Below are 17,507 nucleotides of genomic sequence, written 5' to 3'. Positions count from 1 at the left end.
TATTTTTACGTACTAAATTTCTCAATTTAAGATTGACTTTGGTCTCTTTTCTTAACTTACTTTGATTAGTTTGGTCATACCAAAGGGCGTTTCGTTCGTGTTTGATATTACCCTCTCCTCGGAAAGTCCGATCGCTGCCGGGATGTACATCAACGGCCAGTGGATTGCGCGCGCGCCGTCATCGGCGGCGGTGGAGGTGGAGAACCCGGCAAACGAGACCATCATCGCGACAATCACGGAAGGGACCGAGACCGACGCGCTCGAAGCGCTTGACGCCGCGCGCCGTGCCTTTGGTGCCTGGGCCGGCCGTCCCGCGATCGAGCGCGGAAGACTGATCGCAGCCCTTGCGGACGAAGTCGAAGCGCACAAGGCAGAGCTGGCACGCCTGGTCACCCTCGAACAGGGCAAGCCGCTCGCTCACGCGAACCAGGAGATCGACGCCGGCATAACTTTCCTGAGATACGCGGCGGAGAATGCACGCCGGATCGAAGGCGATATCGTTGCGTCCGACAACCGGGACGAGGAAATTCATATCCGGCGGCACCCCTACGGCGTCGTGGTCGGGCTGACCGCCTGGAACTACCCGTTCGCGCTGGCGGCAAGAAAGCTCGGGCCGGCGCTGGTGGCCGGGAACACTTTCGTGCTGCTGTCCCACGAGGCGACCCCGCTTTCCGGGCTCGCCCTTGCACGTCTGAGTGAAAAGGCCGGTCTTCCCGCCGGGGTCTTCAACGTGGTGACCGGCCGCGGGCCCCTCGTTGGCGCAGCCCTCGTGCAGAGCCCGATGTCCGATCTCGTCACAATGACCGGGAGCACCCGCGCGGGACGCGAAATTTACCGGGCCGGCGCCGACAACATCAAGGTCGTTCGCCTGGAACTGGGCGGCAAGGCCCCGTTCCTGGTCATGGAAGACGCCGACATCGACAGCGCCGTCCAGGCGGCGGTTGCCGCGCGCTACACGAATTGCGGCCAGATCTGCACCTGCAACGAACGCATGTATCTGCACCGTGCCGTCGCGGACGAGTTCCTGGAAAAATTCGTCGCCGCCTCGAAAGCGCTGACCCTCGGAGACCCGCTCGGCAGCGTCGACATGGGTCCCAAGGTGAGCCGCATCGAGCGGGACAAGGTTGCCGATATCGTTGCGCAGGCCGTGCGTGCGGGCGCGGATATCCATCTTGAAGGCGGCATCCGCGAGGATGGCCCGTACAGCAAGGGCCACTGGTTCGCGCCGACGGTCCTGGAAGCGTCGAAGAACGACAATCCGGCCGTCCAGAACGAGGTATTCGGCCCCGTTGCAACGGCCGTCAGGGTCGATGATTTCGACACGGCGGTCCGGTTTGCCAACGACACGTCTTTCGGGCTGTCCGCCTACCTCTTCACCCGGGACCACAAGCGTCTCGCACAAGCTCCTTATCGCCTGAAGTTCGGAGAACTCTACCTGAACCGCTCCAACGGAGAGGCCGTGCAAGGCTTCCACACCGGGTGGGGATTGTCCGGGCTGGGGGGAGAAGACGGCCGTTACGGCTTCGATGGCTATCTGCGCAAGCAGACGGCCTACCTGAATTGGGGTTAGCGCCTCAAGCTCTTGCGACCGGGGGGATTCTGGTCGCACCATAGTGGAGGAAATGATGAAACGTACTCTCTTGCTGGCTACTGCGATTGCTTTTGGCGCAGTGACTTCAATCGCTTCGGCTGCCGGGCTGCCGCCGCTTGAGCAGAAGGACCGCTACAAGGTCGGTTTTGCGCAGATGGAGTCCAACAACCCCTGGCGGATCGCCGAAACCAAGTCCTTCCATGACACGGCCGAAAGCTGCGGCTGGGATCTGATCGCGACCGATGCTGCCGGCTCCGCGGCAAAGCAGGTCGCCGATGTCGACAGCATGATCGCCCAGGGCATCGACGTGCTGTTCCTGCCGCCGCGCGAAGAAAAGCCGCTCATTCCTGCCGTGAAGAAGGCCAAGGCCGCCGGCATTCCGACCTTCCTCGTCGACCGCTCCGTCGACCCGAATGCAGCGAAGCCGGGTGAGGACTTCGTCGCCTTCCTCGGCTCCGACTTCATCGACCAGGGCAAACGCGTCGCGGAATGGACCATCGAGAATTTCAAGGGCGACAAGGGCATCATCGTCCAGCTGGAAGGCACCACGGGATCCTCGCCGGCCAATGACCGCAAGAAGGGTTTCGACGACCGCATCGTTCAGGACGAGCGTTTTGAAATTGTTGCATCCCAGTCTGGCGACTTCGCCCGCGATCTCGGACGTCAGGTCATGGAAACGCTGTTGCAGGCCCACCCGGACGTCAACATCGTATATGCCCATAATGACGAAATGGCGATCGGTGCCATCCAGGCCCTCGAGCTTGCCGGACGCAAGCCGGGCGAAGACGTTCTGGTCGTCTCCATCGACGGAACGCGCGATGCGCTTCAGGCCATCATCGACGGCAAGATGGGTGTCACTGTGGAGAGTTCCCCGTTCTTCGGACCGCTCGCCTGTGAAACCATGAAACGCTATACCGCCGGCGAAACCATCGAGCCCTGGGTGCAGGTGAAAGACCGGATCTTCACGGCTGCAAATGCCCCGGAGCACATTGACGAAGCCTACTGAGGCCCTCTGCCGGGAGGGTAAACCCTTCCGGCTTCTTTCTCCCAGATCAGCGGATGTTCAGGCGGACCTGCCTGAACATTCCGCGGCTGATCGGTTCTGATGTGATCGGGCATCAAGGCGCGTTTCCGCGATCACGCGATGCTCTCATGCTGACAGGAGCCACCATGGCACCTCTGCTCACCATGGCCGGGATCAAGAAACACTTCGGCGGCGTTCCGGCTCTTCGAAGTGCGTCTCTTGAGGTCGAACCCGGCGAAGTCCATGCACTCATCGGACAAAACGGTGCTGGAAAATCAACGCTCATCAAGATTCTGACGGGCCTCTACCGCCGTGACGAAGGCACCGTCGATTTCGCCGGCGAACCGAGCCACGTTGCCTCGCCGCGCGAAGCCCAGAATGCCGGTATCGCCACCATCTACCAGGAACTGAACCTGGTCCCGCTCAGGTCCGTCAGCGAAAATGTCGTGATGGGACAGGAGCCGCGGTCCTTCGGCTTCATGATCAACTGGCCCGAGGCGCACCGGCGCACACGCGAAATCCTCGCGCGGTTCGGCATCGAGATTGACGTCACGGCCCCGCTCGGAAGCTATTCAACGGCGATCCAGCAACTTGTCGCGATTGCGCGCGCCGTCTCCATGGACGCAAAGCTCGTCATCATGGACGAACCGACCTCGTCGCTGGACAGCTCCGAAGTGGAAATCCTGTTCGGTGTCGTCCGGGAGCTGAAGTCCTCGGGCGTTTCGGTCCTGTACGTTTCCCACTTTCTGGACGAACTCTTCCAGATCTGCGACCGGGTCACCATCATGCGTGACGGCCGGACGGTCGGCTGCCAGCCCATCCCGGAGACCACCAAGCTCGATCTGATCGCCGGCATGCTCGGACGCAATGCGGAAGAGATCGCCGCCGAAGGACTGACGGAACTGGCCGGCGGCCGCGCCGCGTTTGACGAGGTGGTTCTCGAAGTCGACAAGGTCGCTACGGGACCGCGCCTCAGCGATTTCTCCATGACGCTTCACCGCGGCGAGATCGTCGGCCTCGGCGGCTTGCTCGGGTCCGGACGCACCGAGGCGGCCAGAAGCATTTTCGGGCTGGATCACCTGACCGCCGGGTCCATGCATCTGAAGGGCCGGGAATTCGAACCGTCCGAGCCCTCCGTGGCCATCCGGTCCCGGATCGGGTTCCTGACCGAGGACCGCAAAGCCGAGGGGCTCGTCCCGGACATGTCGGTTCGCGAAAATCTCACGCTCGCGCTGTTGCCGAACCTGCGCAAGAACGGTCAGATCGACCGGGACCGCGAAAAGGAACTGGTCGGCGAGTTCATCCAGAAGCTCGGGATCAAGACATCGCACATGGATCAGCCGATCCGCGAGCTCTCGGGCGGCAACCAGCAGAAGGTTCTGCTGGCGCGCTGGCTGGCGACAAGGCCGGATATCCTGATCCTCGACGAGCCCACGCGCGGGGTCGATGTCGGCGCGAAGCGCGAGATCCAGTCCATCATCCGGAAATTCGTCGACGACGGACATGCCGTCATCCTGATCAGCTCCGAATTCGAGGAACTGGTGGAAGGTGCCAACCGCATCGTCGTCATGCATGAAGGCAAGGCGGTATCCGAGCTGACCAATCCCGGGATCACCGAAAACGCCCTGGTCAAGGCGCTTGCCCACCATGAGGAGGGCACCGCATGACCAGCCTGACATCAGAAGACACGATGCGAACCGACGTCACCGCCAAGCTGAAGAACCACGGGGGTCTGATCGCGCTCGGCCTGATCCTCATCTTCAACATCATCGTCACGCCCAATTTCCTGCAAACGCAAACGCTGGCCGTCAACATTTCGCAGGTCGCGACGATTGCCATCGTCGCCATGGGCATGACCCTGGTGATTGCAACGGGCGGGATCGATCTCTCGGTCGGCGCGGTCATGGCGCTCTCAGGAGCGCTGGCTCCGCTGATCTTCCTGTCGGATTTCGGTCAGGCCTACCCTGTGCTGGGGCTGATCGGCGCGCTCTTCCTGCCACTGGTTGCCGCCCTTGTCTGCGGGCTCTTCAACGGGGTGATCGTCGCCGTGCTGCGGGTTCAGCCGATCATCGCGACGCTGATCCTGTTCATCTCGGGACGCGGCATCGCGCAGGTGCTGACGAACGGCAACCTGCAGACCTTCTCCTATCCCGAGTTCAGCTATCTCGGCACCGGAAAGATCCTCGGTTTCCCGTTTCAGGGATGGCTGGCGCTTGCCATCGCCTGCCTTCTCTTCTGGGTCGTGAACCGGACCGTCTTCGGTCGCTACCTGCTCGCGATCGGCGGCAACGAGCGCGCCGCCAAGCTTGCCGGTGGTCCGGTGCGCCAGGTCAAGATCGGCGCCTATGTGATCTGTTCGGTCCTGTCGGGCCTCGCCGGGCTCATCGTCGTCGCGATCAATTCGGCCTCCGACGCGGCCCGCAATGGCAACCTGATGGAACTCGACGCCATCGCGGCTGCCGTTGTCGGCGGGGCGCTGCTCCAGGGCGGCAAGGCTCCGATCTTCGGCGCCATCCTCGGAGCCGTCATCATCCAGCTGGTGAAATACACGCTTCTGGCCAACGGCGTTGAAGACGAAGTCGCTCTGATTGCCAAGGCCGCGATCATCCTGGCTGCGGTCTACATTCAGCAAGCGCGAAAGGAATAGAAGCCGTGCTTGATCAAAATGCTTTCGACATGCGGAAATACATTTCCCGCAACCCGCAATCGGTCGCGGTCTGGATCGCCCTGTTCGTGCTGATCGTTTTCGGATTGCTGCGCTACGACAATTTCGGCAGTGCCTACAACATCACCTCGTTCCTGAACTACAACGCGATGTTCATCGCGATTTCAGTCGGCATGTGTTTCGTCATCCTGACCGGCGGGATCGATCTCTCGGTCGGATCCGTGGCGGCCTTCACCTCCGTCATTGCCGCCTATCTCAGCCCCTACGGGATTGAAGTGGCGCTTCCGCTCGCGGTGCTTTCGGGTGTCGGCTTCGGTCTCTTCAATGCGGTCTGCATCGTCTTCGGGCGCATCCCGCCCTTCATCGCGACGCTTGCCACGATGCTCGGCGCCAAGGGCGGCTCGCTGGTGATCTCGGGCGCCCAGACGATTGCCGTCGACTGGGGCTCGAATTTCACCCAGCTCGGCATGGAAAAGGCCATGGGCATCGTTCCCTGGACGATCGTCCTCGTCGGCATTCTCGTGGTCTGTCTCTGGGTGGTCCTGGAAATGACCAGCCTCGGCCGGACCATTCTCGCCGTCGGCGGCGGCGAGGACGCCTCCGTGATGATGGGCCTGAAGGTCAACCGGGCGAAGGTCTTTGCCTACGGTCTGTCCGGCGGATGTGCCGGGCTGGCGGGTGTCTTTCTTGCCTCCGGTTTCGGGGCCGGTCAGCCTCTCGAAGGTGTCGGCTGGGAGCTTTCGGCGATTGCCTCGGTGGTCGTTGGCGGAACCCTCCTGACCGGAGGTCTCGGGTCGATTCCGGCGACGGTGGCGGGTGCGCTTCTGCTTGGCCTGGTCTTCAACATCCTGAACTTTGAAAACGGCAAGGGCTGGATCAGCTTCAGCGCCTACTGGCAGATGGTCATCCGCGGGGCGTTCCTGTTCGCGGTCATCCTGTTCCAGACGCGGGTCATGAACCGGCAGTCGGGCGTGGAGTTCGCCAAATGACCGCGATCAAGCAGATCCGCACGCAGCTGTTCCACGTTCCGCTGGCCGAGGTCCTGGTGGACGCCAAACATGGCGACCACACCCTGTTCGAACTGGTGACGGCGACCGTCGTCCTGGCCGACGGCACGGAAGGGACCGGCTACACCTATACGGGCGGAAAGGGCGGGTCGGCGATCGCGGCCATGATCCATCACGATCTGGCGCCCTTCCTGATCGGTCAGGATGCCGGCGCGGTGGAAAATCTCTACGAAGGCATGCAATGGCACATCCACTACGTGGGGCGCGGCGGGATCGCCTCATTCGCCATCTCGGCCGTCGACATCGCCCTATGGGACATTCGCGGCAAGACACGGGGCTGGCCGCTGTGGAAGCTGGCGGGCGGCGCCGACAACAGGTGCAAGGCCTATTGCGGCGGCATCGATCTGAATTTCCCGCTGCCGAAACTGCTGGAGAGTGTGCGGGGCTATCTTGAAAAGGGGTTCAACGGGGTCAAGATCAAGATCGGCCAGCCAACCCTCGAAGAGGACGTTGCGCGGATCGCGGCCGTCAGGGAACTCATCGGTCCCGATGTCGCGTTCATGGTCGATGCCAACTACTCCATGTCCGTGGACGAAGCGATCGCCGCGGCGCGGGCCTTCGCCCCCTATGACATTCTCTGGTTCGAGGAGCCGACGATCCCGGACAATTACAAGGGATACGCCGAGATCACGGATGCAACCGGATGTGCCCTTGCCATGGGCGAAAATCTTCATACTATCCATGAATTCGAATATGCATTCGACCAGTCCAAACTCAGCTTCATCCAGCCGGATGCGTCCAACTGCGGCGGCGTGACCGGCTTCCTTCAGGTTGCTGATCTGTCACGTCAACACAAGATCCCGGTATGCAGTCACGGAATGCAGGAGTTACACGTCAGTCTTGTTTCCGCGCAGGTGAATGCCGGCTGGATCGAAGTTCATTCGTTTCCGATCGACCAATACACGCGGCGCCCGCTGCAGGTGGAAAACCACCTTGCCGTTGCGCCGGAAACCCCGGGCACGGGCGTCGAATTCGACTGGACGCTCCTTGCCCCCCACAAAGTCCTGACACTCTAGAGGTCCTCATGCTCAGCCACGCTGCCGTTTATCGCGGCGACAAGACGTTTTCCCTTGAACAGAAGCAGGTGTCCGATCCCGGTCCCGGCGAAGTTCAGATCAAGGTCGCCTATTGCGGCATCTGCGGAACCGACCTGCACATCTTCCTTGGCCACATGGACCAGCGCGTCGGGTTTGAACGCACGATCGGTCACGAAATGTCCGGAACCATCTCCGCGGTCGGCACCGGCGTCGACGGCCTGAAGCCGGGTGACCGGATCGTCGTCAGGCCGCTGGACCATTGCGGCGAGTGTCCCGCGTGCCACGCCGGTCACGAGCATATCTGTCACAACCTGAAATTCATCGGTATCGACACGGAAGGCGCTTTCCAGGAATACTGGAACGTCCCCGCTCACACCATCCACGTGCTTCCCGAGGGCCTCGATCTTGCGCATGCGGCGCTGATCGAACCCCTGGCGGTCGCGTGTCACGACGTCAACCGCGCACAGGTGAAATCCGGGGAAGACGTTCTCGTGATCGGCGGCGGCCCGATCGGTCTCCTGGTCGCGCTGGTCGCGCGGCACGCAGGCGGCAAGGTCACGATCAGCGAGATCAGCGAGAGCCGTCTTGCCTACGCGGAAAAGCTCGGCTTCACCACGATCAACCCGAAACTGTCGGACGCGGCAGAGCAGGTGAACGCGCTGACCGGCAACAAGGGGGCGGATGTCGTCTTCGAAGTCTCCGGCAGCCAGCCCGGCGTCGACCTGATGACCGATGCCGCCGCCGCGCGCGGCCGTATCGTCATGGTGGCCATCCACGCCATGAAGCCGGACGTCGACATGTTCCGGTTCTTCTGGCGGGAACTTGAACTCTTCGGCGCCCGTGTCTACCGGCCCGAGGACTACGACCAGGCCATGCAGCTTCTGGCTGAAGGTGTCGTGGACTGTTCCTCCTTCATCACCGATATCCAACCGCTCAAGGATATTCAGGGCGCGTTCGAAGCGCTGACCCAGAACCCGAGCGCCATCAAATCCATGATCCAGATCAGCGGGAATGCAGAATGAGTGTGTTGGACAGTTTCAGCCTCGCCGGAAAGACGGCGCTTGTCACGGGCGCCAAGCGCGGGATCGGCAAGGCGATGGCCGTCGCCCTCGCCGATGCCGGCGCGGATATCATCGGCGTCAGCGCCAGCCTTGAAAGCACGGGCAGCGACGTCGAGAAGGAGGTCCGTGCCCTCGGACGGAACTTCACCGGCTACAGCTGCGATTTCGGCGACCGTGAGGCTCTGAAATCTTTCGCGGCCAAGGTCAACGAAGCGCACCCGGTGATCGATATCCTCATCAACAATGCCGGGACGATCAAACGCGCGCCGCTGACCGAACATGGTGACGACATCTGGGACGAGGTGATCGAGGTCAATCTGTCCTCCCAGTTCGTGCTGACGCGCGAAATCGGCGCGCGCATGGTGGAGCGCGGTTCCGGCAAGATCATCTTCACGGCTTCGCTCCTGACCTTCCAGGGCGGCATCACGGTGCCGGGCTACGCGGCCTCCAAGGGCGCAATCGGCCAGCTGACCAAGGCCTTCGCAAACGAATGGGCCGCCAGGGGGATCAATGTCAACGCGATTGCCCCAGGTTACATCGCGACGGACAATACCGAGGCGCTGCGCAACGATCCCGTGCGGTCGAAATCCATCCTGGAACGTATCCCGGCCGGGCGCTGGGGCAACGCGGAGGACTTTGCCGGTCCGGCCGTCTTCCTGGCTTCCGCCGCCTCGGACTATATGCACGGCACCGTCATGACCGTCGACGGAGGCTGGATGGGCCGATAGCGGCGCGCGGCAGTTGCAGGATCCGTTTCAGGGCGTGAAGACGATCCGGAACTCGGCCGGAAGACTGCCGCCGGCGACCTTGCGGGCGTTGGGAAGATCGTTTTCTCCCAGCTTCGCCTTGCGGTCCGCTTCCGACAGGTCCTGCCAGCGTTCGGCAAGACGCCGCTCCAGTTCGGCAAGCGGCACGCTCAGAAAGACGGTGGTGTCGAATAGCGGACCAAGGTCGCGCCAGGGTGCTTCGTCAAGAAGCAGATAGTTGCCCTCGACGATCAGGTGCCGGACCGTCTTCGGAATGACGCGGGCACTGTTGCGCGCGATCTCGATGCTGCGGTCAAAGACGGGGACGGCGATTTCGTCTTCCTCGTTTCGCTTGAGCCGCATCAGCATGTGCCGGAAGCCGCCGACATCGAATGTGTGCGGCGCGCCTTTCCGGGGGCGCCATCCACGGGCATTGAGGATCAGATCGTCATAATGGTAGCCGTCCATCGGAAAGACGGCGGCACTGCCCGGATCTCTCTCGTTCAGCCTTGCAGCCAGTTCGTCGGAGAGTGTCGACTTGCCTGCTCCGGGCGGGCCGCAGACGGCGGTTATGCTGCGGTTCGTTTGTCCGCGGTCCACGATCCGTGCCGCGAGATCCTCGACCGAAATGTCCTGCGAAGCGGTCACGACAGGCTCAACCCCGCGGCTTCGGCCTGTTCGGCAAGGAAGGGCAGGCCGACTTCCACAACATCCTCCGCGCGGTCAGCCACCGGGCGCCAGACCGCAAGTCCGGATGCGATCTCCGGCGCCAGATAGACAAAGCTTTCCAATGTCATCGTTCCCTGAAAATCGACGTCGGCCAGGCCCTTGAACGTCGCCGCCCAGTCGAGCGTGCCCCTGCCCGGTACACCGCGGTTGGATTCCGACAGATGGACATATCCCAGATGCTCGCCCGCATCGGCAAACCCCTCGGCCATGCCGGCTTCCTCGATATTCATATGATAGGTGTCGAGATGGATAAAAACGTTGGGCGCGCCGACACGCTCGATGATCTCGGCCGTTTGCCGGGCCGTGTTCAGCAAGTGGGTTTCGTAGCGATTGCAGGGTTCAAGCCCGAGACGCATGTTGAGATCGCGTGCCTTCTGGGCGACGCGGTCGACCAGCCGGCAGATGGCATCGCTTTCCGCCGCAGTGACCGGCGCACCGCTGGTCTTGCCGATGGTCCCGTAGGTCACGCCGGAAAGCGCAGCAGCACCGGCATCCCGGGCCACCTGAAGGGCAAAGCCCAGATAGTCCACCGCATCGCCCGGATTGCGCAGGATATCGATCTCGGCCGGAAGACCGAGCGAACAGACGATTTCCACGCCATTGCGTTCGGCCGCGCGCCGGGTGCCGACGCTGTCGTAGTTTTTCGGGTCGAGCAGAGGCGTCTCGATGACCGTTACGCCATGCGCCGTGATCGGCGGAAGCAGGCGGTCCGCCTCTGCCGGATTCCAGAGCGGGGTGAAGGCGAGGCCATGCAGTCCTAACCGGGGCATATCGCAATCCTATCCGTGTGCGCCGACGATGTATGAAACGACTTCCGCCATGTCGGTTTCGTCCCGTTTCAGATCGGCAATGACATTTCCGCGTCGAAGTACCACGATACGGCCGCAGGCTTCAAAGACATCGTTGAGGCGGTGGCTGATCAGGATCGTCGCGATGCCTTCATCGCGCATCTGCCGGATCAGGTTCAGCACGCTTTCCACCTCGCGCACGGCCAGGGCCGCCGTCGGTTCGTCCATGATCACCAGCTTTGGCTTGAAGGTGAGCGCGCGCGCGATCGCGATGGTCTGCTGCTGGCCACCCGAGAGCATGCCGACCGGCAGGTGGATCGAGGGTACGTGCACACCCAGCCGGTCGATCATGTGCTGGGCCTCGGCATCGATCTTCGACTTGTCGACGAAACCCGGCAACAGACCGAGAAAGCGTTTGGTGGGTTCGCGTCCGAGGAAGATGTTGTTGGCAACGTCCTGTTGCGGCGCGAGTGCAAGATCCTGGTAGATCATTTCGATGCCGCTTTCGCGGCGCTCTCCAGGGTTCCGTCCGGTGACATCGGTACCGTTGAAACTGATACGTCCCTTGTCCGTCGTGTAGACGCCGGTGATCGTTTTCATGAGCGTCGACTTGCCGGCGCCGTTGTCGCCGACAAGGCCGATCACCTCGCCCGCATCGACCGTCAGGTTGACGCCGTGCAGCACCTGCACGGGACCGAAACTCTTCTCTACGCCTGAAAGCTCAAGAAGGCTCATTGCAGCGACCTCCCCCGTGTCCGGATCTGGTCGAGCCAGACGGCGGCAATCAGGACGGCGCCGATCGCCATCTGCTGGTAGTAGGCCTGAACGGCCATCAGATTGAGACCGTTCTGCAGCACACCCATGATGAGCGCACCGATCATCGTGCCGAGGATCGAACCCCGGCCGCCGAAAAGGTTGGTCCCGCCGATGATGGCGGCGGTGATCGCAAGGAGTTCGTAATTGAGACCGGCGGTCGGATCGCCGGTGTTCACGCGCGCGGTGAAGATCAATCCGGCAATGCCGGCCATCAGGCCGGAGATCGTATAGAGCAGCATCCGCTGACGCCGGATGTTGATGCCCGTCGCGCGTGCGGAGTTTTCATTGTCGCCGAGCGCCAGGGTGTGATGCCCGAACGGGGTATGCGCCAGCACGTAGTGGGAGGCCAGTGCGACGAACAGGAGAATGAAGACGGGGGTCGGCACTCCGAACGGGCGCGCCTGGCCGAGAAACAGGATCTCTTCCGGCAGACCGTAAATACCGCGTCCGCTGGAGATGATCAGCGCAAGACCCCGGGCAATACCGAGCATGCCGAGGGTCACGATGAAGGCGGGCACGTGACCCCTTGTGATGATGAAGCCGTTAACCGCACCGGCGGCCGCGCCGGCGCCAAGCGCGCCGATGATGGCGAAGTACCAAGGCAGTTCGAGGGTGACGACAAGGGCAGCGCCCGTGACCGACGCAAGGCCCAGAACGGAGCCAAGCGAGAGATCGATCCCCGCCGCACTGATGACGAAGGTCGCGCCGATGGCCAGGATGCCGAAGGTGGCACTGGCGAGGATAATATTGAAGAAGTTGTTCGCGGTCAGAAAGACCCGCACCCCGGAGCCGGTTACCGGTGACAGGATCGCCATGACGACGACCAGCACAAGCAGAACGGCCAGCGACTCCGCCCGAACGTGTGTTCTTTCAAGAATTTTCAGCATATGCCCACCCGGAAAACGCGGGCCCGGAGGATCTTCGGCGTTCTCGCGAACGCCCCAGGCTCCAGGCCCGCATGGCCGCTTTTACTTGACGTATTCGAGCATCGGGTCGGAGCCGCTTTCCAGCACCTCCTTGGTCAGCACCATGGTCGGAACATAGACCCAGTCCGGCTGGTCGCCGCCGGCCTTGACCATTTCAACGGCCTGCTTGCCGACGAGGTAGGGCAACTGCGCGACCGAGGCGTTCAGACGGCCGGACTTGATCGACTTGACCGCATCCGAGTTGCCGTCGACGCCGATGACGGTGACCTGATCGCCCTTACCGGCAGCGTAAACCGTTTCGACCGCACCGAGCGCCATGCCGTCATTTGCGGCGAAGATGGCAACGAGTTCCGGATTGGAGGTCAGGATATCGTTGGTGATGTTGGCCGCCTTGCCCCGGTCCCAGTCACCCGGCAGGGAGGCGACGATTTCGAGCCCCGGCGCTAATTCGGCGAGCTTTTCGGAGAACCCGTTGGCGCGTTTCTGCCCGGTCACGTTACCGGACAGACCCTCGATGACCAGAACCGGTCCCTTGGCATCCGCACCGACCTGGCTGACGAGCCACTCGGCGCCCTGCGCACCGGCCGCAACGTTGTCGGAGCCGATGGAAAAGGCGATGTCGACGCCGGCATCGGTTGCGATCTTGTGATCGAGATTGCCGTCGAGATCGACGACCGGAATGCCCATCTCCGTTGCCCGTTTCAGGCAGGGCAGAAGAATGGTCGAGTTGATCGCTGCGGTGATCATCGCGTCCGGCTGGCGCTCCAGCATCGTGTTGCAGACATTGAGCTGCGGCTCAGCCGCCTGATCGCTCTCGACGGCCTGCAGATAATATTCCACGCCTGCTTCGCTGGCCCCGTCGCGGACGCCGAGTTCCATGGCACCCCAGAACGGGTTGGACAGGGTTTTCATCAGAACACCGTAAGTTTCGGCCTGTGCTGGTACCGCCAGCAGCGCCACGAGGGCAGTTACGGTCAATTGCTTGAACATTTGCTTTCCTCCACTTTTTCGTCTCTGCTGTACCGGCGCTTCTTCGTCACCTTCTGTTTTGTGACCGGCGCTCAGGCACCGGCGCTGTTGCTTGCGCCCGCTTACCTGTGCAGCGGACCGAGCGACTGCCTTGCCTCGAGCCGGCAATTGATGCGGATCGTCTCCGGGGAGGCGTTGCCGCCCTCGATCCTTGCCAGGAGACGCTCCCAAGCGACCCGGGCGATTTCCTCCGTCGGCTGGACAATGGCTGCGACAGGCGGATGCACATGGGCCATCCAGGCGCTGTCATCGAAACCGGCCAAGGCGGTGTCCGTGCCGATGACATGGCCGCGTTCCTGCAACAGGCCATAGGCGGCCAGAGTTGCCGTGTTGAACAGGCAGAACACTGCATCGGGAGCCGGGTTCTTGTCGAGATAGGCGGCCAGCGCGGTGCGCGCGCCCTCGATGCTGTCCCCGGTCGGAACGTAATCGACTGTGACATCCTGCACATGGCTGTCGACAGCGGCACGCACCCCGTCCAGCCGCTCGGCGACGTTGGCGATGCCGTCTCCCAGATACGCCACGACAATGCGGCGATGCCCGGCATCGAACAGTTTCTGCATGAGTGCCGCGCTGGCGGCGGCGTTGTCGACGCCGACACCGTCAGTTGCCGCGTTCTGCTGGATGCGGTCCAGAAAGACGAACGGTGTTTCGTTGGTTTGAACAAGCTCCGCGGCCCGGGAATAAAGCGAGGGGATCACGAAGACGCCCGCCACGCGCCAGCCCACCAGTTCGTCGATCTCCCGCGCCTCGATGTCCGCGTCTTCGCGGCTGGATGTGGCAACGATGCGGTAATTGGTAGCCTCGGCGCGATGCTCGAGCTTTGCGACCAGTTCGGCGAAAAACGGGTTTTCGAAATCGGGAATGACGAGGCCGATGATGCGGCTTTGGCTTCTGCGCAGATTGGAGGCCATGGTGTTGCGGCGGTATCCGAGATCGCGCACCGCCTGGAGCACGGCGCGGCCGATGGGATCGTCCAGCTTGCGGCGGCCGTTGATCACATTGGAAACGCAACCGGGTGAAACGCCCGCCCGCCGCGCGACATCGCGGATGGACGGCCTCGACCCCCGCTGCTTTTGCGCAGCCTTGTCGGGCATCGACAAACTCCTCCTTGCGTCAATGCTAGAAAAAACGTTTTATGTTGTAAATCGTTTTTTGGGAGAAACGAAACATGCGCGTTCTCTATGATCCCGCTCCGCGCCAGACTGACGAGATCTTCAGCGCTGCCGACCGCAGCAGGTTCTTTTCCGAATTTGACGTGATCGAGATAGACCCAGCCGAGCGCGACGCGGCGTTCGACCGATATCTGCCGGAAGCCGACATCGTCATCAGCCAGGACACCATGGAGGCCGACCGGCTTGAGCAGGCGGTGAAGCTCAAGGCCCTGATCAATGTCGAGACGAATTTTCTCCCGAATGTGGACTATGGCGCTTGCCTGCGGCGCGGCGTGCACGTTCTGACGCCGGCGTCCGTGTTTGCGCTGCCCGTCGCCGAGATGGGGCTCTGCATGGCGCTGTCACTGGCGCGCGGCGTACACTCCAGCCACAGCGACTTTCTGTCCGGAACCGAAAAATACGGTCTTGAGGGCAACACGCAGGCCGAACTTATCACCGGAAGCAGGATTGGCTTCATCGGCTTCGGCGACCTCGGACGCGCCCTTCACAAGCTGCTTGCCCCGTTCCTGGCAAAGGTCTCGGCGTTCGATCCCTGGCTGCCCGACAATCACCTGCGCCGTCTCGGTGTCGAACCCGTTTCGCTGGACGACCTGTTGCGGCAGAACCGGGTGGTTTTCGTGGTGGCTTCGATTACCACCGAGAATGCCCACCTACTGGACGCCGAAAAGCTGTCGATGATGCAGGATCAGGCGATGCTGGTTCTCCTGAGCCGGGCGGCGATTGCCGATTTCGACGCGCTCGCGAAAGAAGCCTCCAGCGGCCGCCTGCGCATCGCGACGGACGTGTTTCCGGAAGAACCCGTCGCTGCCGACGACCCGATCCGCAAGGTGCCGGGCATTCTGTTTTCCGCCCATCGCGCGGGTGCCCTGACCTCAGCCCTCCAGCAGATCGGCGCGCTCGTCCTTGAAGACATGACGCAAATCGCGAAGGGCCTGCCCCCCGTTGCCTGCCGGCGTGCGGAGCCGGAAACGGTCGGACGGCTCAGAAGCAAACCGATCGAAACGACCTGACTTGAGTTTGCAGTTGGTCCGGCTAAGGTTCTGCGAACAAGTTCTTTCACATTCACGAGGCGCATCTTGCACATCGGCTTGATCGGCGGCATAGGCCCAGCTGCCACCGACTTCTACTACCGCCGGCTGATCAGACTGGCCGCCGAGAAGGGCCGCGACCTGGAACTGACCATTGTTCACGCTGACGCTCCAACCCTGCTCGCCAACCTGACGGCGGACGACGGCGCTGCACAGTGCGACATCTATTTGCGCCTTGCCAGAAGACTAAAGGCGGCCGGCGCCGACAACGTCGTCATCACCTCCATCGCCGGTCACTTCTGCATCGATGCATTCGCGGAGATTTCCCCCTTGCCGATCCTCGATCTCACCAAAAGCCTTGCCAGCTGGTTGCGTGCAAAGGACATGGCGCGTGTCGGCATCCTCGGCACGGAACCGGTGATGCGCTCCGGCATGTACGGCAAGCTCGCACCCGTCGATGTCCTGGCACCGGCAGGGAGTGACCTGAAACATGTCCACGAGGCCTATGTGACGCTGGTACAGTCGGGAGTGCCGAGCCGGGAACTGAAAGACGAACTGAGAGACGTCTTTCTTCGCGCAGGCCGCGCGCTTGTCGACCGGGGAGCCGAGGCCGTGCTGCTGGGAGGCACGGATCTGAACGCCGTTTTCACAGCCGATGAGACAGCGTTTCCGGTTGTCGACTGTGCCGGCATCCATGCCGACGATGTCGCGCAACACATCTGACGGCGCCCGGGCGGGCTTGAACGGCGCTGTCACTTCACGTTCTCCTGTGACGATTTTGATGCCCGATGACCGGCGAAAGACGTTGCATCGGTCCTTCGGATGGGCGATTCTTGAAAAAATATCGTTGGGGCAGGCACCTGTCAGAGGAGACACAGATGATCAGGTCCAATTATCCTGTCGACATGGCGATCGTTCCGGACGTGAAGGCCTTTTTCGATCCGGCAACGAACACGATCAGCTACGTCGTCAAGGATCCGGCCTCAAAGGCCTGCGCCGTTGTCGACAGTGTCATGGATATCGATATGGCCGCCGGCCGCATCACCTATGACAATGCGGACGAAATCATTGCCTATATCGAGGAAAACGGGCTTGAGCTTGAATGGCTGATCGAAACCCATGTCCATGCGGACCACCTGTCTGGCGCCCCCTATATCCAGCAGAAACTCGGCGGCAAGCTCGGCATCGGCGATCAGATCACGGTGATTCAGGAAACCTTCGGCAAGGTGTTCAACGAAGGCACGGAGTTCCAGCGTGACGGCAGCCAGTTCGATCGCCTGTTTCAGGATGGCGACACCTACCAGATCGGCGAGATGACGGCCTTCGCCATGGCAACTCCCGGCCACACGCCGGCCTGCATGGTGCACGTGATGGGCAATGCAGCCTTTGCCGGAGACACGCTGTTCATGCCGGACGGCGGTTCGGCCCGCGCGGATTTCCCCGGAGGCGACGCGGCGATCCTCTACGATTCAATCCAGAAGGTGCTCTCGCTTCCTGAGGACATGCGCCTCTTCATGTGCCACGACTATGGCCCGAACGGGCGGGACATCCAGTGGGAAACGACCGTCGGCGACGAGAAGGAACACAACATCCATGTCGGCGGCGGCAAGACGAAGGAAGAGTTCGTGAAGTTCCGCACCGAACGGGATGCGCAGCTCTCCATGCCCAAGCTCATCATTCCGTCCATCCAGGTCAACATGCGCGCAGGCAAGCTGCCGCCCGCCGATGACAGCGGCAAGACATTCCTGAAAGTGCCGGTGAACGAGCTTTAGGTCTTTGATCGATACCCGCCGGTAGCAACGGCGGGTATCGATCAATTTTTCGG

Annotated in this window: 17 protein-coding genes; 11 read left to right on the top strand and 6 right to left on the bottom strand. The window is 62.1% G+C overall.

Annotated elements, in window-relative coordinates; genetic code table 11:
• Positions 1–97: 97 nt before the first annotated feature.
• The 8 genes from ACO07N_RS09130 (at position 98) to ACO07N_RS09095 (ending at position 9,173) form a co-directional block, all read left to right on the top strand.
• Positions 98–1,570: an aldehyde dehydrogenase family protein gene (locus ACO07N_RS09130; RefSeq protein ID WP_421980713.1), complete on the top strand. Its 1,473-nt coding sequence runs from the start codon at positions 98–100 to the stop codon at positions 1,568–1,570.
• 52 nt (positions 1,571–1,622) lie between these two features.
• Entirely contained in the window at positions 1,623–2,597 is a 975-nt protein-coding gene (locus ACO07N_RS09125) for an ABC transporter substrate-binding protein (protein WP_421980712.1), read from the top strand.
• Positions 2,598–2,761: 164 nt separating this feature from the next.
• On the top strand, positions 2,762–4,282 hold the full coding sequence (locus ACO07N_RS09120) for a sugar ABC transporter ATP-binding protein (protein ID WP_421980711.1): 1,521 nt from the start codon (positions 2,762–2,764) through the stop codon (positions 4,280–4,282).
• A complete protein-coding gene (locus tag ACO07N_RS09115; RefSeq protein ID WP_421980710.1) occupies positions 4,279–5,262 on the top strand; it encodes an ABC transporter permease in 984 nt (327 codons plus the stop codon). Before ACO07N_RS09120 ends, ACO07N_RS09115 begins: the two co-directional genes overlap by 4 nt.
• Positions 5,263–5,291: 29 nt before the next feature.
• Positions 5,292–6,269 carry an ABC transporter permease gene (locus tag ACO07N_RS09110; RefSeq protein ID WP_421984404.1) on the top strand — a complete coding sequence of 326 codons (978 nt, stop codon included), beginning with the start codon at positions 5,292–5,294 and terminating at the stop codon, positions 6,267–6,269.
• Positions 6,266–7,363: a mandelate racemase/muconate lactonizing enzyme family protein gene (locus ACO07N_RS09105; protein ID WP_421980709.1), complete on the top strand. Its 1,098-nt coding sequence runs from the start codon at positions 6,266–6,268 to the stop codon at positions 7,361–7,363. The genes ACO07N_RS09110 and ACO07N_RS09105 overlap by 4 nt, the downstream gene beginning before the upstream one ends.
• Positions 7,364–7,371: 8 nt before the next feature.
• Entirely contained in the window at positions 7,372–8,406 is a 1,035-nt protein-coding gene (locus ACO07N_RS09100; protein ID WP_421980708.1) for a zinc-dependent alcohol dehydrogenase, read from the top strand.
• A 2-nt stretch (positions 8,407–8,408) separates the two neighbouring features.
• Entirely contained in the window at positions 8,409–9,173 is a 765-nt protein-coding gene (locus ACO07N_RS09095; RefSeq protein ID WP_421984403.1) for an SDR family oxidoreductase, read from the top strand.
• 27 nt (positions 9,174–9,200) lie between these two features.
• Here ACO07N_RS09095 and ACO07N_RS09090 read toward each other — a convergent pair whose 3' ends face one another.
• The 6 genes from ACO07N_RS09090 to ACO07N_RS09065 all read right to left on the bottom strand — a co-directional run bounded on the left by ACO07N_RS09090 (position 9,201) and on the right by ACO07N_RS09065 (position 14,576).
• Positions 9,201–9,839: an AAA family ATPase gene (locus tag ACO07N_RS09090; RefSeq protein ID WP_421980707.1), complete on the bottom strand. Its 639-nt coding sequence runs from the start codon at positions 9,837–9,839 to the stop codon at positions 9,201–9,203.
• On the bottom strand, positions 9,836–10,690 hold the full coding sequence (locus tag ACO07N_RS09085) for a sugar phosphate isomerase/epimerase family protein (protein ID WP_421980706.1): 855 nt from the start codon (positions 10,688–10,690) through the stop codon (positions 9,836–9,838). Before ACO07N_RS09085 ends, ACO07N_RS09090 begins: the two co-directional genes overlap by 4 nt.
• Before the next feature lie 9 nt (positions 10,691–10,699).
• The gene (locus ACO07N_RS09080) at positions 10,700–11,443 is read right to left on the bottom strand and encodes an ATP-binding cassette domain-containing protein (RefSeq protein ID WP_319385096.1); all 744 of its coding nucleotides are present in this window, start codon (positions 11,441–11,443) and stop codon (positions 10,700–10,702) included.
• Positions 11,440–12,411 carry an ABC transporter permease gene (locus ACO07N_RS09075; RefSeq protein ID WP_421980705.1) on the bottom strand — a complete coding sequence of 324 codons (972 nt, stop codon included), beginning with the start codon at positions 12,409–12,411 and terminating at the stop codon, positions 11,440–11,442. Before ACO07N_RS09075 ends, ACO07N_RS09080 begins: the two co-directional genes overlap by 4 nt.
• 81 nt (positions 12,412–12,492) lie before the next feature.
• Positions 12,493–13,440, bottom strand: coding sequence for a substrate-binding domain-containing protein (locus tag ACO07N_RS09070; RefSeq protein WP_421980704.1), 948 nt, complete (start codon positions 13,438–13,440; stop codon positions 12,493–12,495).
• A 101-nt stretch (positions 13,441–13,541) separates the two neighbouring features.
• Positions 13,542–14,576: a LacI family DNA-binding transcriptional regulator gene (locus ACO07N_RS09065; RefSeq protein WP_421980703.1), complete on the bottom strand. Its 1,035-nt coding sequence runs from the start codon at positions 14,574–14,576 to the stop codon at positions 13,542–13,544.
• A 74-nt stretch (positions 14,577–14,650) separates the two neighbouring features.
• On the opposite strand from ACO07N_RS09065, the gene ACO07N_RS09060 reads away from it, so the two are divergent.
• The 3 genes from ACO07N_RS09060 (at position 14,651) to ACO07N_RS09050 (ending at position 17,454) form a co-directional block, all read left to right on the top strand.
• Positions 14,651–15,664, top strand: coding sequence for an NAD(P)-dependent oxidoreductase (locus ACO07N_RS09060; RefSeq protein WP_421980702.1), 1,014 nt, complete (start codon positions 14,651–14,653; stop codon positions 15,662–15,664).
• Between the two features lie 66 nt (positions 15,665–15,730).
• On the top strand, positions 15,731–16,405 hold the full coding sequence (locus ACO07N_RS09055; RefSeq protein WP_421980701.1) for an aspartate/glutamate racemase family protein: 675 nt from the start codon (positions 15,731–15,733) through the stop codon (positions 16,403–16,405).
• Between the two features lie 155 nt (positions 16,406–16,560).
• Positions 16,561–17,454, top strand: coding sequence for an MBL fold metallo-hydrolase (locus tag ACO07N_RS09050; RefSeq protein WP_421980700.1), 894 nt, complete (start codon positions 16,561–16,563; stop codon positions 17,452–17,454).
• The last annotated feature ends 53 nt before the right edge of the window (positions 17,455–17,507 follow it).

This window comes from Roseibium sp., assembly GCF_965229775.1.
In the GTDB taxonomy this organism is placed as follows: Bacteria; Pseudomonadota; Alphaproteobacteria; order Rhizobiales; family Stappiaceae; genus Roseibium.
This window is presented reverse-complemented; position numbering and strand designations above follow the sequence as displayed.